General features: G+C 40.9%; 17 protein-coding genes. 12 read left to right on the forward strand and 5 right to left on the reverse strand.

Annotation, left to right across the window (positions count from 1 at the left end; translation table 11 throughout):
• Positions 1–159: 159 nt before the first annotated feature.
• The 3 genes from N1I80_RS07055 to N1I80_RS07065 are packed head-to-tail and all read right to left on the reverse strand — an operon-like array spanning position 160 to position 2,826.
• The gene (locus N1I80_RS07055) at positions 160–732 is read right to left on the reverse strand and encodes an SCO family protein (RefSeq protein WP_340737185.1); all 573 of its coding nucleotides are present in this window, start codon (positions 730–732) and stop codon (positions 160–162) included.
• The gene (locus tag N1I80_RS07060) at positions 729–2,150 is read right to left on the reverse strand and encodes a sensor histidine kinase (RefSeq protein WP_340737186.1); all 1,422 of its coding nucleotides are present in this window, start codon (positions 2,148–2,150) and stop codon (positions 729–731) included. Before N1I80_RS07060 ends, N1I80_RS07055 begins: the two co-directional genes overlap by 4 nt.
• Before the next feature lies 1 nt (position 2,151).
• Positions 2,152–2,826, reverse strand: coding sequence for a response regulator transcription factor (locus tag N1I80_RS07065; RefSeq protein WP_340737187.1), 675 nt, complete (start codon positions 2,824–2,826; stop codon positions 2,152–2,154).
• 253 nt (positions 2,827–3,079) lie between these two features.
• Here N1I80_RS07065 and N1I80_RS07070 point away from each other — a divergent pair, with 253 nt between their 5' ends.
• The 8 genes from N1I80_RS07070 (at position 3,080) to N1I80_RS07105 (ending at position 10,869) form a co-directional block, all read left to right on the forward strand.
• Positions 3,080–3,844, forward strand: a complete 765-nt coding sequence (locus tag N1I80_RS07070) for a FixH family protein (RefSeq protein ID WP_340737188.1) — start codon at positions 3,080–3,082, stop codon at positions 3,842–3,844.
• 152 nt (positions 3,845–3,996) lie between these two features.
• Entirely contained in the window at positions 3,997–4,461 is a 465-nt protein-coding gene (locus tag N1I80_RS07075) for an S-ribosylhomocysteine lyase (protein ID WP_340737189.1), read from the forward strand.
• A 173-nt stretch (positions 4,462–4,634) separates the two neighbouring features.
• Positions 4,635–5,087, forward strand: coding sequence for an OsmC family protein (locus N1I80_RS07080; RefSeq protein ID WP_340737190.1), 453 nt, complete (start codon positions 4,635–4,637; stop codon positions 5,085–5,087).
• A 190-nt stretch (positions 5,088–5,277) separates the two neighbouring features.
• Positions 5,278–5,775, forward strand: a complete 498-nt coding sequence (locus N1I80_RS07085; protein ID WP_340737191.1) for a PTS sugar transporter subunit IIA — start codon at positions 5,278–5,280, stop codon at positions 5,773–5,775.
• Positions 5,776–5,796: 21 nt separating this feature from the next.
• Positions 5,797–7,203, forward strand: a complete 1,407-nt coding sequence (gene treP, locus N1I80_RS07090; protein ID WP_340737192.1) for a PTS system trehalose-specific EIIBC component — start codon at positions 5,797–5,799, stop codon at positions 7,201–7,203.
• Between the two features lie 25 nt (positions 7,204–7,228).
• Positions 7,229–8,887 (forward strand): alpha,alpha-phosphotrehalase, encoded by a 1,659-nt coding sequence (treC, locus tag N1I80_RS07095; RefSeq protein WP_340737193.1) that lies wholly within the window; start codon positions 7,229–7,231, stop codon positions 8,885–8,887.
• Positions 8,888–8,899: 12 nt separating this feature from the next.
• A complete protein-coding gene (gene treR, locus N1I80_RS07100; protein WP_340737194.1) occupies positions 8,900–9,616 on the forward strand; it encodes a trehalose operon repressor in 717 nt (238 codons plus the stop codon).
• 134 nt (positions 9,617–9,750) lie between these two features.
• Positions 9,751–10,869: a DUF2087 domain-containing protein gene (locus N1I80_RS07105; protein ID WP_340737195.1), complete on the forward strand. Its 1,119-nt coding sequence runs from the start codon at positions 9,751–9,753 to the stop codon at positions 10,867–10,869.
• 809 nt (positions 10,870–11,678) lie between these two features.
• On the opposite strand, the gene N1I80_RS07110 is transcribed toward N1I80_RS07105, so the two are convergent.
• On the reverse strand, positions 11,679–12,215 hold the full coding sequence (locus N1I80_RS07110) for a GbsR/MarR family transcriptional regulator (RefSeq protein WP_340737196.1): 537 nt from the start codon (positions 12,213–12,215) through the stop codon (positions 11,679–11,681).
• Between the two features lie 226 nt (positions 12,216–12,441).
• On the opposite strand from N1I80_RS07110, the gene N1I80_RS07115 reads away from it, so the two are divergent.
• From N1I80_RS07115 to N1I80_RS07125, 3 genes are read left to right on the forward strand one after another with little or no spacing between them, the layout of a single operon-like run.
• On the forward strand, positions 12,442–13,704 hold the full coding sequence (locus N1I80_RS07115) for a quaternary amine ABC transporter ATP-binding protein (RefSeq protein WP_340737197.1): 1,263 nt from the start codon (positions 12,442–12,444) through the stop codon (positions 13,702–13,704).
• A complete protein-coding gene (locus N1I80_RS07120) occupies positions 13,697–14,545 on the forward strand; it encodes an ABC transporter permease (RefSeq protein WP_340737198.1) in 849 nt (282 codons plus the stop codon). The genes N1I80_RS07115 and N1I80_RS07120 overlap by 8 nt, the downstream gene beginning before the upstream one ends.
• A gap of 2 nt (positions 14,546–14,547) precedes the next feature.
• Positions 14,548–15,435, forward strand: coding sequence for a glycine betaine ABC transporter substrate-binding protein (locus N1I80_RS07125; RefSeq protein WP_340739991.1), 888 nt, complete (start codon positions 14,548–14,550; stop codon positions 15,433–15,435).
• A 4-nt stretch (positions 15,436–15,439) separates the two neighbouring features.
• Here N1I80_RS07125 and N1I80_RS07130 read toward each other — a convergent pair whose 3' ends face one another.
• On the reverse strand, positions 15,440–16,801 hold the full coding sequence (locus tag N1I80_RS07130) for an IS4 family transposase (protein WP_340737199.1): 1,362 nt from the start codon (positions 16,799–16,801) through the stop codon (positions 15,440–15,442).
• 248 nt (positions 16,802–17,049) lie between these two features.
• On the opposite strand from N1I80_RS07130, the gene N1I80_RS07135 reads away from it, so the two are divergent.
• The gene (locus N1I80_RS07135; protein WP_340737200.1) at positions 17,050–17,955 is read left to right on the forward strand and encodes a glycine betaine ABC transporter substrate-binding protein; all 906 of its coding nucleotides are present in this window, start codon (positions 17,050–17,052) and stop codon (positions 17,953–17,955) included.
• Positions 17,956–17,990 lie beyond the last annotated feature (35 nt).

Below are 17,990 nucleotides of genomic sequence, written 5' to 3' on the forward strand. Positions count from 1 at the left end.
TGTATAGATTATATTATTGTTAAATCTACGTTACTTATTTACTATCGGTAAATTAGTATAAAATTTGAAGTGTTTTATTATAATAACAAAAAAACATATATTTTGAAAAATTGGTTAAAAAAACACTAGACATGTTATTTCATTGTCTAGTGCGTACGATTAGGAATTGCTTAACTTCTTGATATCCTTTAGCAACTCATCACTATAGGATGAGTTAGCGTAATTATATTCTTTCAAAACAATCCCCTGTTGATTGACTAAATAAAAACTAGTACCATGAAGAACTTGATGGGATGATTCGGGCTTTATAATAATCGTTTTGAATTTGTCCCTTGCAAAAGCTTCAATTTCCTTCTGGGAATAGCCTGTCAGCATATGCCAATTGGATTCATCATCTGTATATTGCCCAATGTAGTCTTTTAATATCTCGGGCGAATCGACTGTTGGATCGACTGTAAATGACACGAATTGAACCTGTAAGCCTTGTTCTTTGAATTGTTGCTGCAAGCCAGCCGTTTCAGCCATCATCGGCAGGCAAACCGTCTGACATTCCGTGAAGATAAAGTCGGCAATCCAAATAGTATCGGATAACTCGTCAGTTCCAAAGGCTCGCCCATCTTGATTAGTAAAAGAAAAGGGGGGGATTGGCTTACTCGTTACAGGTTTGGTGCCACAGGCTGATAGCGATAGCGTAAAGACAACAAAAAAGAGTAGACCAATTATTTTTTTCATATGATTTCTTCTTTCTCCTCCGTTGGTAAACCTGGTAATTGAATCATAACTGTTGTTCCCTCTATGGCATCGCTGGTCATCGTAAATTGGCCCTCGTGTAAGCGGATAATCTCCTTGACGATGGTGATGCCTAAGCCGGTTCCTCCGGTTGTCCGGGTCCTTGCTTTATCGGTACGGAAAAAGCGCTCGCCAATTCGCTTAAGGTCTGCGTCATTGATATGAGTGCCAGTATTCGTCACCTTAAATTGAACAAAATCATGATCATCCTCTTTAAGCATAATGGCAATAGCTCCATTAGGGCTGGAATACTTAATGGCATTGTCAATTGTATTATAAAAAACTTGTTGGATTCTTTTTGAATCGCCCATAATAATGAGGTCTTCTCCGATATTTAATTCTAATCGCAATTCTTTTTCTGTGAGATGAATGGCGAAAAGATCAATCGTATCAACTAGTAATTGTGCAATGGCGATAGGCTGACTGTCGATGGTGTACATATCTTCTTGTAGATGATTTAGTTCGATTAAATCATTGATGAGCTTGTTGAGTCGTATTGTTTCTTTTTCAATTGTTGTCAAATAGTTTTCTGCTTCTTCTGGTGAAGAATAGATTTTTTCTTTCAGCACATGCGTGTAGCCGCCAATATAGGTTAACGGTGTGCGTAGCTCATGGACAATATTTGAAATGAATTCCTTTTTCCGTACCTCTTGCTGTTCCAGCGACAGGCTCATGGAGTTGAACGCCTCGGTCAGTTGGCCAAGCTCATCATTGCTTGTCGTTTCAATACGTTTCGAATAATTGCCCTTTGACACTTCAACGGAAAGCTGCTGTAGTTCTTGAATAGGCTTGAACAAAGATTGCCATACACGATTGACGGCAAGAAAAAGAATGAAGAAAAATAGAATCCCGACAATAATGAGGAGCGGAATACTCTCCCGGAACACATCTTGAATGGCCGCAAGGGGCACATAAATGTAAATGAAGCCAAGCAGCCCGTCTTCTCCTTTAATGGGGAAAATAGCCCCTATTATTTCACGGTCTAGCTCTTCGACAAATCCTTCTTTTAAAACGAATGCCCCTTGCTCTAAGATTAGTTTGTCCTCGGCATCGACAAGTGTTTCATAATTTATTTTATAAGGGAAAGAGGTAGTAAGCTCTTCCAAGTTATCGACAACAATAATTTCATATTCTGAAATGACGTTATACCATTGAATTTTATCAATGATTTCTTCACTTAATTCCCCATAATGGTAATGCGCCGCCGTTTTTTGCCCCTGATAGATGATGGCTTCTTCAATACTCGTTAAATATAATTTTGAATATAAATAATAAATGAAGAAAAAGGAAAACAGAATGGAAAACCCGATGCTAGAACCAAGTACAAGTAAGATTTTTTTACTTAATGTTAGGTTTTTCATATTACACCTCGAATTTATAGCCGAGACCCCAAACGGTTTCAATTAAATCTCCTTCACTACCCATTTTAAGGCGTAACGTCTTGATATGCGTATCAACAGTTCGTGCACTGCTCTGGTGATCCTCTCCCCAAATCAGCTGGAGTAGCTGTTCACGCGTATAAACGCGGCCTTTATTTTTCACGAGTAAATGAAGCATGCCAAATTCCTTCGGCGTGAGTGATAGCTGAGTACCGTTTAATGTAACTGTATGGGCTTCGCTATCAATGACGATAGGCCCGACTTTCAAAATATCGGTGAGGGGTTTGTTTTGATAAGAACGTCTTAATACAGATTCGACTCTGGCTAAAAGCTCTCCAGGTAAAAATGGTTTAACGATATAATCGTCCCCGCCTAATTTCAAGCCTTGAACCTTATCCCATTCTTCTCCTTTTGCAGATAGAAAAATAAGTGGAACGTCGGAACTACGCTTGACCTCACGTGCGAATGTAAAGCCGTCCATATAGGGCATCATAACGTCAACAATCAATAATTGTGGAGCTGTTTTATCGATTAAAAATAGTGCATGTACACCATCTGTTGCTTCGACAACATTATATCCTTCCTTTTCTAATAAAGTTCTAATCAGCTGTCGCATTTGTTCCTCATCGTCTATAATCATAATCGTTGATTTATTCATAAAATAACCTCGTTTCACTTGATTTGGCAGAAACTATCTACTTTAAAATAAGTCGCTGCGGGACAATTCAAAATTCGAACGCAATTACGCCTCGGCCTAATTGATAAAAGAGATTTATCCATCCATTATTTTCTCAAATAGATGTGAAGACTGTGTGAAATTATAAACTTCACATTTACTTCTTACTTATCATATATAATCATACTGAATTTGTGAGCTGAAGTTAAGGAAAATAGCAGTGGAGGGAATTTGAATGAAACGAAAATTATGGATGTTAATGGTGGGGCTCGTGCTGGCGACGATGGCAGCATGTGGTAATGAGAAACCGCAAGATGTAACTGTAGATGAAGTACCTCAACCGATTATTGTGGATTTGACGGTGACGGAAAAAGTGGAAGTCGGTGGCACTGTGAACATGGCGGCAGTCGTGACGCAAGGCGATGAAAAAGTGGAAGATGCCGATGAAGTACTATTTGAATTTTGGGAAGAAGGCAAGAAAGCCGACAGTATGAAGATTGAATCGGTTAATGAAAAAGACGGCTTGTATACAGCGGAAACAACTTTCGATCATGATGGATTATTCCATGTTCAAGTACATGTAACAGCGAGAGGCTTGCATACGATGCCGATGAAGGAAGTAATTGTTGGTAGCGGTGCGCAGAGCGTGGAAGAGCATGACAGCGAAGATCATCATGGAGAAGAACATCATCATGGGCACGCGGAAGGATTCTCGATGCATTTCGTAGAACCGGAGAACGTAAAGACTGATGAAGAATTTGGTCTTGTCGTTCATTTACAAATTGATGGAAAACCGCTTGAAAAAGCACGTGTCCGGTATGAAATATGGAGTGAAGCAAATCCCGACAAACATGATTGGATTACGGCTGTAGAATCTGAAGCAGGTGAATATGCTTATACCCATGCATTTGAGGAAGCAGGAACGTATAGTATACAAATTCATGTTGAAGATGATAAAGATTTGCATGAGCATGAAGTATATACCGTGGTAGTGGAATAATAATAGGAGACCTCCTTGGCGAATATGTCAGGAGGTTTTTTGTTTCTGAATAAAGTAAGTTGGCATTCAAATTGGAATTGTGTTATAACTAGAATATTAAGTAGAGTAGATGAGTCGGAATAATAGATTTAATAATTAGAGGGGGAATTATGATGGTGAAGATGAATGTGGAAAGTTTTAATTTAGATCATACAAAGGTTGCGGCGCCATTTGTCCGGTTGGCAGGTACAAAACAAGGTAGTCATGGTGACGTTGTATATAAATACGATGTACGTTTTAAACAGCCAAACAAAGAGCATATGGAAATGCCAGCTTTACATTCGATTGAACATTTAATGGCAGAAAATATTCGTAATCACTCGGACCAAGTGGTTGACTTAAGTCCAATGGGTTGTCAAACGGGTTTTTATTTATCCGTTATTAATCATGATGATTACGAGGATATTTTAGTGATTTTGGAAAAGACATTACAGGATGTAGTCGTCGCGACTGAAGTTCCGGCATGTAATGAAGTACAGTGTGGATGGGCGGCGAGTCATAGCCTAGAAGGTGCTCAACAGCTGGCGAAAGAGATGTTAGCGAAGAAAGATGAGTGGCGTCAGGTGTTTGCTGAATAATGATGAGTTGGGGCCATTCACGGCGTCGTGAATGGTTTTTTGAATGGAATGAAAGGCGAGTTTGCGTGGAATACCGGTGAGTTCCTCTAATTTACCGGCGACTTCCGTGAAATGCCTGTGATCCATTGTATAATTAGAATCATCATACAAACTTTCATTGGAGGGATTTAAAAATGGCAGAGCACCACTTTCATTTAACAGCAAACTGGCCGGGTTTGCGCAATGATGTAGGGACCATTGAAGCAGGGAATTTAATAACAGAAGTGTCGATTCCACCTGAAATGGATGGGCCGGGGATTGGTACTAATCCAGATGAAATGCTGTTAGGGGCAGCGGCAACTTGTTATATTATTACACTGGCAGCTATGATGGAGCGCAGCAAGCTAGAGAAAGAAGCATTGACGATGGAGTCTGTTGGTATTGTCGATGTGACAAATGGTGTCATTACCTATCAAAAAATTATCCATAAACCGCATATTATTTTGAAGCTAGATGCAACAGAAAAAGATGAGGTACTCGCGCAAAAATTGGCTGAAAAAGCGGAAACATCCTGCATGATTAGCCGAGCGATTAAGGGGAATGTTGAGGTTGAGCTGCAAGCAACAGTATCGAAATTAACTGAATAGGGATAGGAATGCATCAAGCATGTGTACACTTGAACTTAGAGTGTGCACATGCTTTTTTTAAGCCTTATTCCCCCTAAATGCCGTGTGTGGCACTCGCAGATTCATTTATTTTTTGAAAACGGTTGCAAAACATGTATGTACAGGTTATTATAAATGTAATACATGTATATACAAGAGTGGAGGGTAATAAATGTTTGGAAAACTATTCGGTAAAAAAGTGCAGTCGAAAGAACAAGTAGTGATGGCTCCACTAAGTGGAACACTGCGTCAGCTGGAGGAAGTACCTGATCCGGTATTTGCGGGAAAAATGGTAGGTGAAGGGATTGCCATCGAACCGAGTGAGGGAATTGTTGTAGCGCCATTTGATGGTGAAATTGTTCAACTATTTCCTACGAAGCATGCGATTGGACTGCGCAACGCGTCTGGCCTTGAAGTGTTAATTCACATTGGATTGGACACTGTGTCTCTTCAAGGAGAGGGATTCGAGGCGTTTGTTAAACAGGGAGACCAAGTGAAGATGGGCGATAAGCTGATTACATTTGATATGGCGATCATCAACGACAAGGCTAGTAGTACCATTACACCTGTCGTGTTGACAAATGGTGACGTTGTGAAAAGTTTTGACATTAGTAAAGAAACGACAGTTATCGCAGGTCAATCGATAGTCATGACTGTGTATTTGAACTAACTTTTACGAGGGGGAATAGGGATGGAATATTCAAAAGAAGCAAGTGATATTGTTGAAGCGGTTGGTGGTAAAGAAAATATTGCCGCGGTTACACATTGCGTTACTCGACTGCGCTTTGCTTTGAATGACGAGGGGAAAGTTGATAAAAAAGCATTAGAGGATATGAAAATCGTTAAGGGTGTATTTTCAGCGAACGGTCAATTCCAAGTCGTAGTTGGTCAGGGAACAGTTGATAAAGTGCATGCTGCTATGACACAGGAAACTGGAATGGCTGGGGCGACAAAAGAGCAAGTGAAGAACGCAGCTGCTAAAAAGCAAAATCCTTTACAGCGCGCCATTAAAACGCTGGCTGATATTTTCATTCCAATTTTACCGGCAATTGTGACGGCGGGTCTATTAATGGGGATTAATAATATTCTTGCGAATAAAGGGATCTTCTATGAAACGCAGTCACTCATTGAGGTGCATCAGCAATGGGCAGGCGTGGCTGATATGATTAATATTATTGCTAATACTGCATTTGTCTTTTTACCAGCCTTAATAGGGTGGTCCGCCGTCAAACGATTTGGCGGCAATGAATTACTCGGAATTGTCATTGGTCTGATTTTAGTACATCCTGATTTGTTGAATGCATGGGGGTATGGTGAGGCATTGGCCAATGATAGTATTCCAACGTGGAACTTATTTGGATTAGAAGTGAATAAGATTGGCTATCAAGGTCAAGTATTACCTGTATTATTTGCATCGTGGATATTAGCGAAAATGGAGATATTTCTTAAAAAACGTGTTATGGATTCCTTGCATTTGTTAGTCGTTGCACCGATTGCTTTATTAGTGACGGGTGTTTTGACATTTATCGTTATTGGACCTATTACTTTTACAATTGGTAATTTTATTACAGATGGTTTGGTCGCTATATTTGATTCGTATGCGATTTTGGGTGGTTTAGTTTATGGAGCAATTTATGCGCCATTAGTCATTACAGGTATGCACCATACATTCCTAGCAGTAGATTTACAGTTGATTGGTAGCACTGGTTTTACATTCTTGTGGCCTATTTTAGCACTATCAAATATCGCACAGGGCTCCGCGGCATTTGCGATGATGCTAGCAACGAAAGATGAGAAGTTACGAGGCTTGTCAGGGACATCCGGTCTTTCTGCATGGCTTGGGATTACAGAACCAGCTATGTTTGGGGTGAATTTACGATTTAGATATCCATTTATAGCAGCTGTGATTGGGTCGTCCATAGCGGCAGCATTTATTACCTTGCAAAAAGTTCAAGCGACTTCAATCGGTGTGGGTGGTGTACCGGGCATATTATCTATCGTACCGAGTGGCTGGGTTGCATTTGGTATTGGCATGGCCGTTGTCATTGTCGTACCGTTTGTCATTACATTTTTGATTGCAAAACGAAATAAAGATTAATAGTAGCAGAATGAGGTGTTTCTAGATGAATAGCGAGTGGTGGAAAGAAGCAGTCGTTTATCAAATTTATCCGAAAAGCTTTAACGATACGACGGGCAAGGGTACTGGCGATATTAGAGGCGTGATGGACAAATTAGATTATCTACAAGAATTAGGGGTCGATGTGATTTGGCTAACACCTATCTATCAGTCCCCGCAGAATGATAATGGCTATGATATTAGTGATTATTATGCAATTGACGAGTCCTATGGCACCATGGAGGATTTTGAGAAGTTACTAGACGAGACGCATAAACGTGGGATGCGTCTCATCATGGATTTGGTCATTAACCATACATCGACTGAACATGAATGGTTTAAGCAGTCCGCTAGTTCCAAGGATAGTGAGTATCGTGACTTCTATATTTGGAAAGACGGCGTCGATGGCAAGGAGCCGAATAATTGGCAGTCGAAATTTGGTGGCTCTGCTTGGGGGTATGACGAACAAAGTGGTCAATACTATTTACACTTATTCGACAAGACGCAGGCAGATTTAAATTGGGAAAATGAAGCGGTTCGTAAAAAGTTATATGACATGATGGGCTTCTGGGCGGAAAAAGGTATCGATGGGTTCCGGCTGGATGTCATCAATTTAATTTCCAAAGATCAACAATTTCCGAACGATGATATTGGAGATGGACGACGGTTTTACACGGATGGGCCAAGAATTCATGAGTATTTACAGGAGATGAATGAAGCTGTTTTGACTCCTTATCAATTAATAACCGTTGGGGAAATGTCTTCAACAACGTTGGATAGTTGTATTTTGTATACGCAAGCAGATCGAAAAGAGCTGGATATGACATTTCAGTTTCATCATTTGAAGGTTGATTATCCGAATGGTGAAAAATGGACGAAGGCGCCCTTTGACTTTATGCAGTTGAAGGAAATTCTCACGCATTGGCAAGTCGGTATGCATGAAGGAAACGGCTGGAATGCGCTGTTTTGGTGCAATCATGATCAGCCGCGTATTGTGTCTAGACTTGGCGATGATGGTAAGTATCGTGAGCAATCAGCCAAAATGCTTGCGACAACGCTACACATGATGAATGGTACGCCTTATATTTATCAAGGTGAAGAAATAGGCATGACCAATCATAATTTCGCGACGATCGATGGTTACCGTGATGTTGAGTCATTAAATGCTTATCAGTCCATGCAAAATGAAGGTAAGTCAGAGCAAGAAATCATAGGCATTTTACAACAGAAATCACGGGATAACGCGAGAACGCCTATGCAATGGTCAGCTGAACCTCAAGCTGGATTTACGACGGGGACGCCTTGGATTCCTGTGACGGCTAATTATCCAGCTATTAATGTGGAGCAAGCACTAGTAAATAAAAACTCCATTTTTTATCATTATCAACAGTTAATCGCTTTGAGGAAGAAATATGCTATTATAGTAGCAGGCGATTATCAGCCGCTTCTGCTGGAGCATCCACATATTTATGCGTATAAGCGTAATTGGAATAATGAAAAATTGCTTGTGGTGAGCAATTTTTACGGGGAAGAAGTTACCGTCGATATTCCCGTAGAGGGGATGGAAGAGGCAACGATAATTCTTTCTAATTATCCAGATTCCTCGACCATATTTGAAAAATTAACAGTAAGACCTTATGAATCGGTTGTGTATTATGTAAGATAATGAGGTAGAGTAATGGAAAAGTATTTAACGATTTATCATGATTTAGTAAATAAAACAACGACGAAATATTGGGGCGACTCGACGATGCTTCCTTCGGAAAATAGTCTAGCGCAGACGTATGAGGCTTCACGCGAAACTATTCGGAAAGCGCTAGAATTATTGGCGCAAGATGGTTATATTCAAAAAGTCCGCGGCAAAGGTTCCGTTATTATTAGTCGCAATACATTCGATTTTCCCGTTTCCGGAATTGTTAGTTTTAAAGAGTTAGCCACCAATTTGAAGTTTCCAACGCATACAATCGTCAACGAACTTTCTATTGTGAAGGCTGATCAAAAGCTGCAGTCTAAATTGGACGTGAAAGTGAACGAACCCGTATGGAAAGTTGTTCGAATTAGAGAGATTTCCGGCGAAAAAGTCATTTTGGATAAAGATTATTTTAACAAAGACTTCATTCCGATACTGACGAAAGAGGTTTGTGAGGATTCTATTTATGAGTATTTGGAGAATGAGCTACAGTTGAAAATCAGTTATGCTCGAAAAGAAATCATTGTGGAAGAGCCTACACCAGAGGATCGGGAATTGTTGGATTTGGGGCATCATACTAATGTTGTGGTCATTAAAAGTAGGGTGTACTTGGAGGATACAAGTTTGTTTCAGTATACAGAATCTCGTCATCGTCCAGATAAGTTCCAGTTTGTTGATTTTGCTAGACGAGTGCGTAATGGATGAATTGTATAGTAAATAGCTAGAAAGCCGTATCCTATGGGGTACGGTTTTTGTTTTGAATGGAATTTGCTTAATTTATAGACGTAATGTATTATTGTCTATATTAAATAAGATTTAAGTGGGGTGTGTTTATTTATATGGATATATCGGAGAATTTATCTATAGAAGTAATGGAAATGGGCTACGTGGAAGAAAATCGTGACTATTGCTGTCTGTTTTGCGATAAAAAGGTGGCTAAAGGAGTCATTTACCCTGTTGGGGAGGTGCTTTTTGAAGACTGGCGCTATATGGAGCATCATATTGAGGTGGCGCATGGCTCTGTTTTTGAACACCTATTGTCCGGGGGCAGGGAAAGTACGGGTTTATCCGACCAGCAAACGAAACTGTTGTCTTTGATTTATGCAGGGAAGTCAGATAAGGAAATTCAGCAGGAGCTACAAATTGGTAGCCTATCAACGATTCGCAATCATCGCTTTGCATTACGGAAGAAGGAGAAACAGGCAAAAACGCTTGTGGCTGTCATGAATTTATTGAAACAGCAGCAAGAATTACTAGTGAGCGAACCAATTAGTCATAAGCCGATTGACAAATCATTTGAACCTCCGACAGAACTGAAACGTTATTTCTCGGAAGAGGATGGGCGTTTGACATCGTATCAGTTGAAAGAATATGAGAGAGAACAGTTAGTGGCGGAAGTGGCGTTGTTATTTAAATCTAGAAAAGTCTATGCAGAAAAAGAAGTCAATGAGATTTTAGTGGATATCTTTGAGGATTATATGCTGTTACGGCGAGAGTTGGTCGATCGTGGTTGGCTGACGCGCAATGACGAGGGCAGCGAGTATCGTCTTGTGTCTAATTTAGCAGATGGAGAGGGTAGCGAAATGGATTTTAAAAAAGAAATGAAATTGAAGGCGAAAGAGGAAAAAGTAAGTTATGGTATTTTCCAAATTAAGAATTTGACGAACGGAAAAATATTTGTCGGCTCCACACCGAACTTTAAAACTTTGAATGGCTTAAAATTTAGCTTGAACAATGGCGTTGGTAACCAGAAGGAACTGCAGGCGGATTGGGATGTTTATGGGAAAGAACAGTTTGAATTTATGGAGTTAGAAGTAGTCGATGAAAAAGACTGGAAAGGGGTTAATAAAAAGAAGATTCTTGAGATGCTGTTGGATAAATGGCTAGAGGAGTTACAGCCATTTGGAGACAATGGTTATAATGGTTTGAAAAAGAGTTTTAAAAAGCTAGTAGCATGATCATCAGATGTGAAACTGTCAGCGCAAACGCGAACTGTCGGTGAAAACGGTGAAGCTGTCAGCGCAAACGCGAACTGTCAGTGAAGGCGGTAAAACTGTCAGCGCAAACGCGGACTGTCAGTGAAAACGGTGAAGCTGTCAGTGTAAAAGCTGGGACTGTCAGTGAAGGCGGTGAAACTGTCAGCGCAAACGCGAACTGTCGGTGAAAACGGTGAAGCTGTAAGTGTAAAAGCTAGAACTGTCAGTGAAGGCGGTAAAACTGTCAGCGCAAACGCGAACTGTCAGTGAAAACGGTGAAACTGTAAGTGTAAAAGCTAGAACTGTCAGTGAAAGTGGTAAAACTGTCAGCGTAAGCGCGAACTGTCAGTGAACACGGTAAAGCTGTCAGTGTAAAAGCTAGAACTGTCAGTGAAAGTGGTAAAACTGTCAGTGTAAAAGTTGGAGCTGTCAGTGAACACGGTGAAACTGTCGGTGTAAAAGTTGGAACTGTCAGTGAACACGGTGAAACTGTCAGTGTAAAAGTAAGAACTGTCAGTGAAGGCGGTAAAACTGTCAGTGTAAGCGCGAACTGTCGGTGAACACAGTAAAACTGTCAGTGTAAAAGTAAGAACTGTCAGTGAAAGTGGTAAAACTGTCAGCGTAAGCGCGAACTGTCAGTGAACACGGTAAAGCTGTCAGTGTAAAAGCTAGAACTGTCAGTGAAAGTGGTAAAACTGTCAGTGAACAAGGTAAAACTGTCAGCGCAAGTTCATTCACTAAATATAAAAGCCACTTCGTCAGACGAGTCTGTCTGATGAAGTGGCTTTTTACTATGGTTTTTTAATCGGCACTAGATTAAAAATATCATGATCTTCAAAGGCGTCAACAAGTCGGTCGAGCCATTCGTAGTAATCACGCATGTACTGTAATTTTCCAATATCTATATGGGCAAGCTCTTTTACTTCTTCACTAACAGATGGATCTACGACTAATTCTTCGAGCTCAGCTAATGACCTGCGAACTGCGATGGAATGCTGGTTAACCGATTTTCTCCACTTAATTGTAAATAAATCAATGAAGCTTTGATACCAATCATCGGTTACTTGATAGAGATCTTTTCGAACTCCTTTTTTCCAAGCACGCTCGACTAATTTTAAATCGGATAATGCTCGTACAGAAGTGCTCATGCTCGTTTTGCTCATCCCGAGTTCTTCCGTCATATCGTCTAATGTCAACGGCTCATTATGAAAAAACATAGTGGCAAACTGCCTTCCGGAAGAAGGTGTAAGGCCATAAAGATGGATATTTTGTGCGATGGATTCAATAATCCGCTCACGCGTTTTTTCAAGTCTTTCTTTACCGTTCATGCAAGTTTTCCCTCCACTGTCATCGGCATACGTAAGCCAATCCAGTTATTTTAATCTAGCGTATTATATTCGATGAAAAAAAGCAATTTATAATAATTATTGTACGTACAGTTTTTTCTGTACAAACTATTAAATTGGTCTAAACGGTTGAAGTTTTATTTTGTTAGGTCTATACTTGGGAAGTATTCAAGTTTTAAAATTGTATAAAACTGTAAGGAGTGTACGCATGAGTGATCAAATTGCCAGTAAGAAAATCGAAGTCCATAATACGACGAAGATTTTCGGCAAAAACAGTAAGCGGGCAGCACAGCTGCTCAACGAAGGAAAGACGAAAAGTGAAATATTGAAAGCGACTGGAGCAACAGTCGGTGTGAAGAAGGCATCCTTTGATGTCTATGAGGGTGAGATATTTGTCATTATGGGGTTGTCCGGAAGTGGGAAGTCAACGCTTGTCAGGTTACTGAACAGATTGATTGACCCGACGATGGGTACGATTTTGCTAGACGGTGAGGACATCGTCAAGATGAACAAAGAGCAACTTCGTGAAGTAAGACGCAAAAAAATTGGGATGGTCTTTCAAAATTTTGCGCTCTTCCCGCATAAGACGATTCTTGAAAATACGGAGTATGGGCTAGAAATCCAAGGCGTAGCGAAAGCTGAACGCCAGGAAAAAGCAAGAGAATCATTGAAGCTCGTTGGCCTTGCTGGCTATGAAGACCAATACCCGAACCAATTAAGTGGCGGGATGCAACAGCGTGTCGGTCTTGCAAGAGCGTTAGCAAATGGACCAGATATTTTATTAATGGATGAGGCGTTTAGTGCACTTGATCCATTGATTCGCAAAGATATGCAAGACGAGTTGTTACAGCTTCATAATGATATGGGCAAAACGATTATCTTTATTACCCATGACTTAGATGAGGCATTGCGAATTGGCGATCGAATTGCGCTGATGAAAGATGGAGAAATCGTTCAAATTGGAACGCCTGAAGAAATATTAATGAGTCCGTCTAATGAATATGTGGAACGCTTTGTTGAAGATGTAGATTTGTCGAAGGTATTGACGGCGGGTCACATTATGAAAAAAGCAGATACAGTTCAAGTCGATCGGGGAGCACGGGTTGCACTACGACTAATGAAACAACTCGGAATTTCATCGATCTATGTGGTCGATAAAGGGAATCGCCTATTGGGTGCGGTAACTGCGCAGGATGCTGTAGCTGCGGTCGAATCAGGTAAAACACTAAATGAAGTGCTCATATGTGATCTTCCAATGATGTCTGCGGATACATTGCTCATCGATCTATTTGACACTGTTTCAACAGCATCGATACCTGTCGCTGTGGTTGATGAAGATAACAAGCTACAAGGAATTATTATTCGAGGTGCACTGATCGGCGCATTGGCAGGCGATAATCAGTTTATAAATAATGATGCTATGATCGATTCTGTCGAACAAATCGATTCGGAGGTGACGTCAAATGAATAATTTACCTCGTCTACCGTTTGCGGATTGGATTGATAATGGGGTCGACTGGCTTGTGACTACATTTGGCACTGTGTTTGATGGTATTTCAGATGTACTTGCGGGGATTGTTGAAGGGTCAGTGGAAGGACTTAATATGGTGCCATCGATTCTGCTTGCCGTTCTATTCTCCTTGCTAGCGTGGTTGATCTCCACGCGGCGGATTGCCTTGATGTCGTTGATTGGTTTATTGTTCATCGATTATTTAGGCTATTGGTATCCGATGTTACAGATGCTAGCACTCGTCATTACATCTGTAGCGATAGCCATTGTGATTGGGATTCCGCTTGGTATTTGGGGTTCGCAACAAGCAAGCGCACGTAAAATCATTAATCCTGTTTTGGATCTTATGCAGACGATGCCTGCGTTTGTTTACTTGCTACCGGCGATTTTCTTCTTCAATATTGGCGTCGTTCCGGGAGTGGTTGCATCGGTCATTTTCTCGATGCCGCCAACGATTCGTTTGACGATGTTAGGTATTGAACAAGTTCCGAAAGATTTGATTGAAGCAACAGAAGCGTTTGGTTCGACAACATGGCAGCGACTTATGAAAGTACAAATTCCGCTAGCCAAACCGACGATTATGGCGGGTGTCAATCAAAGTATCATGCTGAGTTTATCGATGGTTGTTATTGCTTCCATGGTTGGTGCACCAGGCCTTGGAGAGGAAGTTTACCGGGCTGTTACACAATTAAAAACGGGTGTTGGATTTGAAGCAGGTCTAGCGATTGTTATCGTAGCTATTATTTTGGACCGAGTGACACAGCACGCTGGAAAGAAAAAACAAGGGGGAACTTCATTATGAAATTGACAAAAAAGGTATTTGGACTTGGGGCAGTAGCTCTATTAGCACTTGGACTTGTAGCATGTGGGAATGATGATGGGAAAGCAGGGACGGAAAAATCTGTCGGCGAGTCACTGAACTATAAAATTACAGGAATTGACCCAGGTGCAGGCATTATGGAAGCAACTGAAAGAGCAATTGAAGCGTATGGCTTGGATGAATACGATCTGGTATCAGGTTCAGGTGCAGCGATGACAGCGGCATTGAAAAAAGCTTACGATAAAGAAGCACCAATCGTTGTGACAGGCTGGACACCACATTGGAAATTCGCCGAATATGATTTGAAATATCTTGAAGATCCAAAAGGTGAGTACGGTGAGGAAGAACAAATTCGTACAATTGGAAGACTGGGACTGGCAGAAGATTTACCAGAAGCGCATAAAATCTTGTCACAGTTCAACTGGACAGAAGCTGATATGGGCGAAGTGATGATTGCCATTCAAGACGGTGAAAAAGAAGTAGCTGCTGCGCAAAATTGGATTGATGCCAATGAAGATAAAGTAGCAGAGTGGACAGCAGGCGTAGACAAAGTAGATGGCGATAAAATCAAACTAGCTTATGTAGCATGGGATAGTGAAATTGCCAGTCATAATGTGATCAAATTAGTGTTAGAAGAAATGGGTTATAACGTAACATTGACACAGGTTGAAGCGGGTCCTCTATGGACAGCAGTCGCTGACGGAAGTGCAGATGCATCACTTGCAGCATGGCTACCATTGACACATAACACGTATGCTGAAAAATTTGAAGGTGAATTTGAAGAACTTGGTGTTAACATGGAAGGTGTTAAAACTGGGCTAGTTGTACCACAGTATATGGACATTGATTCGATTGAAGATTTGAAGAACTAATAACTCAACTTTCGCACAGCGAAATCGGCAAATAAGCCTTGATATAACTGGGTAAACCAGCTATCCATTGCTGTAGTTGACTTTCGATTAGCTTTTTGAGTTTAGAATTAGTCTGTTTTAGGACAACTTGAAAAAGCTCGATCAATTGCTGTAAAGCGACAGCCCAGTCGAGTTCATTTACTTCATCGCATAATTCGTAAAAAAGTCCGCCAAGTGTTCGTTCGTCAGTGTTACAACGGTTTTGCCATGCAAGTACGATATAGCGTGCAAATACAATTGTTGTGTGGCTAATCAGTCCATCATATGAGCGACTTTGAAACTCTCTTTGGAGTTTCAAAAGGGATTTGGTTGTCTTAAAGAACACCTCAATATCCCAGCGCATGCCGTAGATTCGAACAATTTCCTGTTCAGAAAGCGTACAGTCCGTGCTTAGAAGAGCGAGCCATTCACTTTTCTTATTTCGATTTTGAATGAAAACGATTTTGACAGGTGTGCCGTTCAACATCACACAATGAATGGAACGAAGGATGTTCTTTTTATCTTGAACTGGCTGCGCCAGACGGTAAAGTTTCTTTAAATCAACCAACTGACCAGCTACTGAATAGCGCTGTTTCGTCGCTTTTACCATGCCGATTACATCAATCCCTTGGTCAACAATTCCTTTGATAAGAGGAGGCATCGTAAACCAAGAATCCATCAAGACATAACTCGCGTCAATTCCACTCGAAAGCGCACGCTGAATCATCGCTGGAATCTGTTCAGGTGCCGTTTGTAGCGCGTTAACTCGGCGTTTATAACCAGAGGTACGCTTGTCTATATCTGCTGACATTCCATTGATCTGGGAATTTTTCGAGCTGAGTAAGGTAAAATCAATCGGCATAAATGTGCAGCCATCCGACCAACCCAACGTAAGCATCCGAAACCCTTTGTAATACCGCATTTTTAGTGAAGCATGATCGAAACAGCGAGCGAGAAGTTCCACAGTTTTACTGCGATTACGATCATAAGACGAATCGTCAATAATCAACACTTTTGTCCGCGTTTGATTCGTAAGACGTCCCACTTTTTGAATCGTAGAGGCACTAAAAAGAAGTAAAAATCGACGCCAATTGAACGTGGATTTATTTAAGAATCGATACACGGCATCCTTGGCTGGAAAGGCGTCAGCTTTCTTTGATTCTAAAAGGGAGAACCAGTTTCTGTGTTGGAAAATCAGGCAGAAAATAAGTTGAAATAAGTACGAACAGCTGAAGCCAACTGATTTTTTAATACCAGCATTGCGCAGGTGTTTAAAGACTTCTAGTTCAGAAAAAGCGGTGTTTAGCTCTTTTGGTAGTTGATTATTATCATGGTTTTGATCTATCATGTAGGAGGCACCTCTTCTATTTGGTAGTGATTTCTAGTTAATCTCACCATACCAAAGAATGAGGTGTTTTTTTAGTTTTAAAATTGTCAATGATCCTATTGGTTTGGCTACAAAGCCAGTAAAGCCAATTAATCAGGCTGATTTATTGGGTGCGAAAGTTGAGTAATAAGACTATAAACCCGGAAAAACGCTGTCAGGTACAGTGCTTTTTCGGGTTTATTTTTTAAAAAATAGGAGGAAGTAATAGTATGAGAAAGAAATTCATGAAAACAGTCATAGGACTTGGAGCGGTTGCTCTGTTAGCAGTAGGATTAGCGGCATGTGGCAATGATGAAGGAAAAGATAAGGCAGATACGGAAAAGTCAGTTGCTGAATCAGTGGATTATCAGATTGTCGGAATTGACCCGGGTGCAGCGATTATGACGACTACGGAAAAAGTCATTGAAGAGTATGGGTTGACAGATTGGACAGTTGTTTCGGGTTCAGGTGCAACGATGACCGCGGCGCTAAAAAGGGCTTATGACAAAAAAGAGCCAATTGTCGTTATTGGTTGGACACCACATTGGAAGTTCGCAGAATTCGATTTAAACTTTTTAGATGATCCCAAAGGATTGTACGGCGGCGTAGAACAAATTCGTACCATTGCTAGACTTGGATTAGCAGATGATCTACCAGAAGCACATCAAATTCTGTCGCAATTCAAGTGGACGGAAGAGGATATGAATGAGGTAATGCAAGCAATCTATAAAGGTGAAAAAGAACAAATTGCCGCACAAAATTGGATTGATGCTAACCCGGATATGGTTGCGGAATGGACAGCTGGTGTAGACCAAGTAGATGGTGACAAAATTAAGCTAGTTTATGTGGCATGGGATAGTGAAATCGCCAGTCACAATGTCATGAAAATAGTATTGGAAGACATGGGCTATAAAGTGAACTTAATGCAAGTTGAATCGGGACCAATGTGGACGGCGGTCGCAGATGGCAGTGCTGACGCTTCACTTGCAGCATGGTTGCCACTAACAGCTAAAGCATATGCGGATAAATTTGAAGGGCAATACGAAGAACTTGGTATCAATATGGAGGGCGCGAAAGTAGGACTTGTTGTGCCACAGTACATGGGAATTGATTCGATTGAGGATTTGAAGAACTAGATTAGAAACTAAGTAAAGCCCTAGCTCCGTTCTAT

The organism is Sporosarcina sp. FSL K6-3457 (genome assembly GCF_038007285.1).
Lineage (GTDB): Bacteria > Bacillota > Bacilli > Bacillales_A > Planococcaceae > Sporosarcina.

Coding starts and splice junctions, on each gene's coding strand:
- N1I80_RS07055 (WP_340737185.1), bottom strand. CDS start 732: ATGAAAAAAATAATTGGTCTACTCTTTTTTGTTGTCTTTACGCTATCG.
- N1I80_RS07060 (WP_340737186.1), bottom strand. CDS start 2,150: ATGAAAAACCTAACATTAAGTAAAAAAATCTTACTTGTACTTGGTTCT.
- N1I80_RS07065 (WP_340737187.1), bottom strand. CDS start 2,826: ATGAATAAATCAACGATTATGATTATAGACGATGAGGAACAAATGCGA.
- N1I80_RS07070 (WP_340737188.1), top strand. CDS start 3,080: ATGAAACGAAAATTATGGATGTTAATGGTGGGGCTCGTGCTGGCGACG.
- N1I80_RS07075 (WP_340737189.1), top strand. CDS start 3,997: ATGGTGAAGATGAATGTGGAAAGTTTTAATTTAGATCATACAAAGGTT.
- N1I80_RS07080 (WP_340737190.1), top strand. CDS start 4,635: ATGGCAGAGCACCACTTTCATTTAACAGCAAACTGGCCGGGTTTGCGC.
- N1I80_RS07085 (WP_340737191.1), top strand. CDS start 5,278: ATGTTTGGAAAACTATTCGGTAAAAAAGTGCAGTCGAAAGAACAAGTA.
- treP (WP_340737192.1), top strand. CDS start 5,797: ATGGAATATTCAAAAGAAGCAAGTGATATTGTTGAAGCGGTTGGTGGT.
- treC (WP_340737193.1), top strand. CDS start 7,229: ATGAATAGCGAGTGGTGGAAAGAAGCAGTCGTTTATCAAATTTATCCG.
- treR (WP_340737194.1), top strand. CDS start 8,900: ATGGAAAAGTATTTAACGATTTATCATGATTTAGTAAATAAAACAACG.
- N1I80_RS07105 (WP_340737195.1), top strand. CDS start 9,751: ATGGATATATCGGAGAATTTATCTATAGAAGTAATGGAAATGGGCTAC.
- N1I80_RS07110 (WP_340737196.1), bottom strand. CDS start 12,215: ATGAACGGTAAAGAAAGACTTGAAAAAACGCGTGAGCGGATTATTGAA.
- N1I80_RS07115 (WP_340737197.1), top strand. CDS start 12,442: ATGAGTGATCAAATTGCCAGTAAGAAAATCGAAGTCCATAATACGACG.
- N1I80_RS07120 (WP_340737198.1), top strand. CDS start 13,697: ATGAATAATTTACCTCGTCTACCGTTTGCGGATTGGATTGATAATGGG.
- N1I80_RS07130 (WP_340737199.1), bottom strand. CDS start 16,801: ATGATAGATCAAAACCATGATAATAATCAACTACCAAAAGAGCTAAAC.
- N1I80_RS07135 (WP_340737200.1), top strand. CDS start 17,050: ATGAGAAAGAAATTCATGAAAACAGTCATAGGACTTGGAGCGGTTGCT.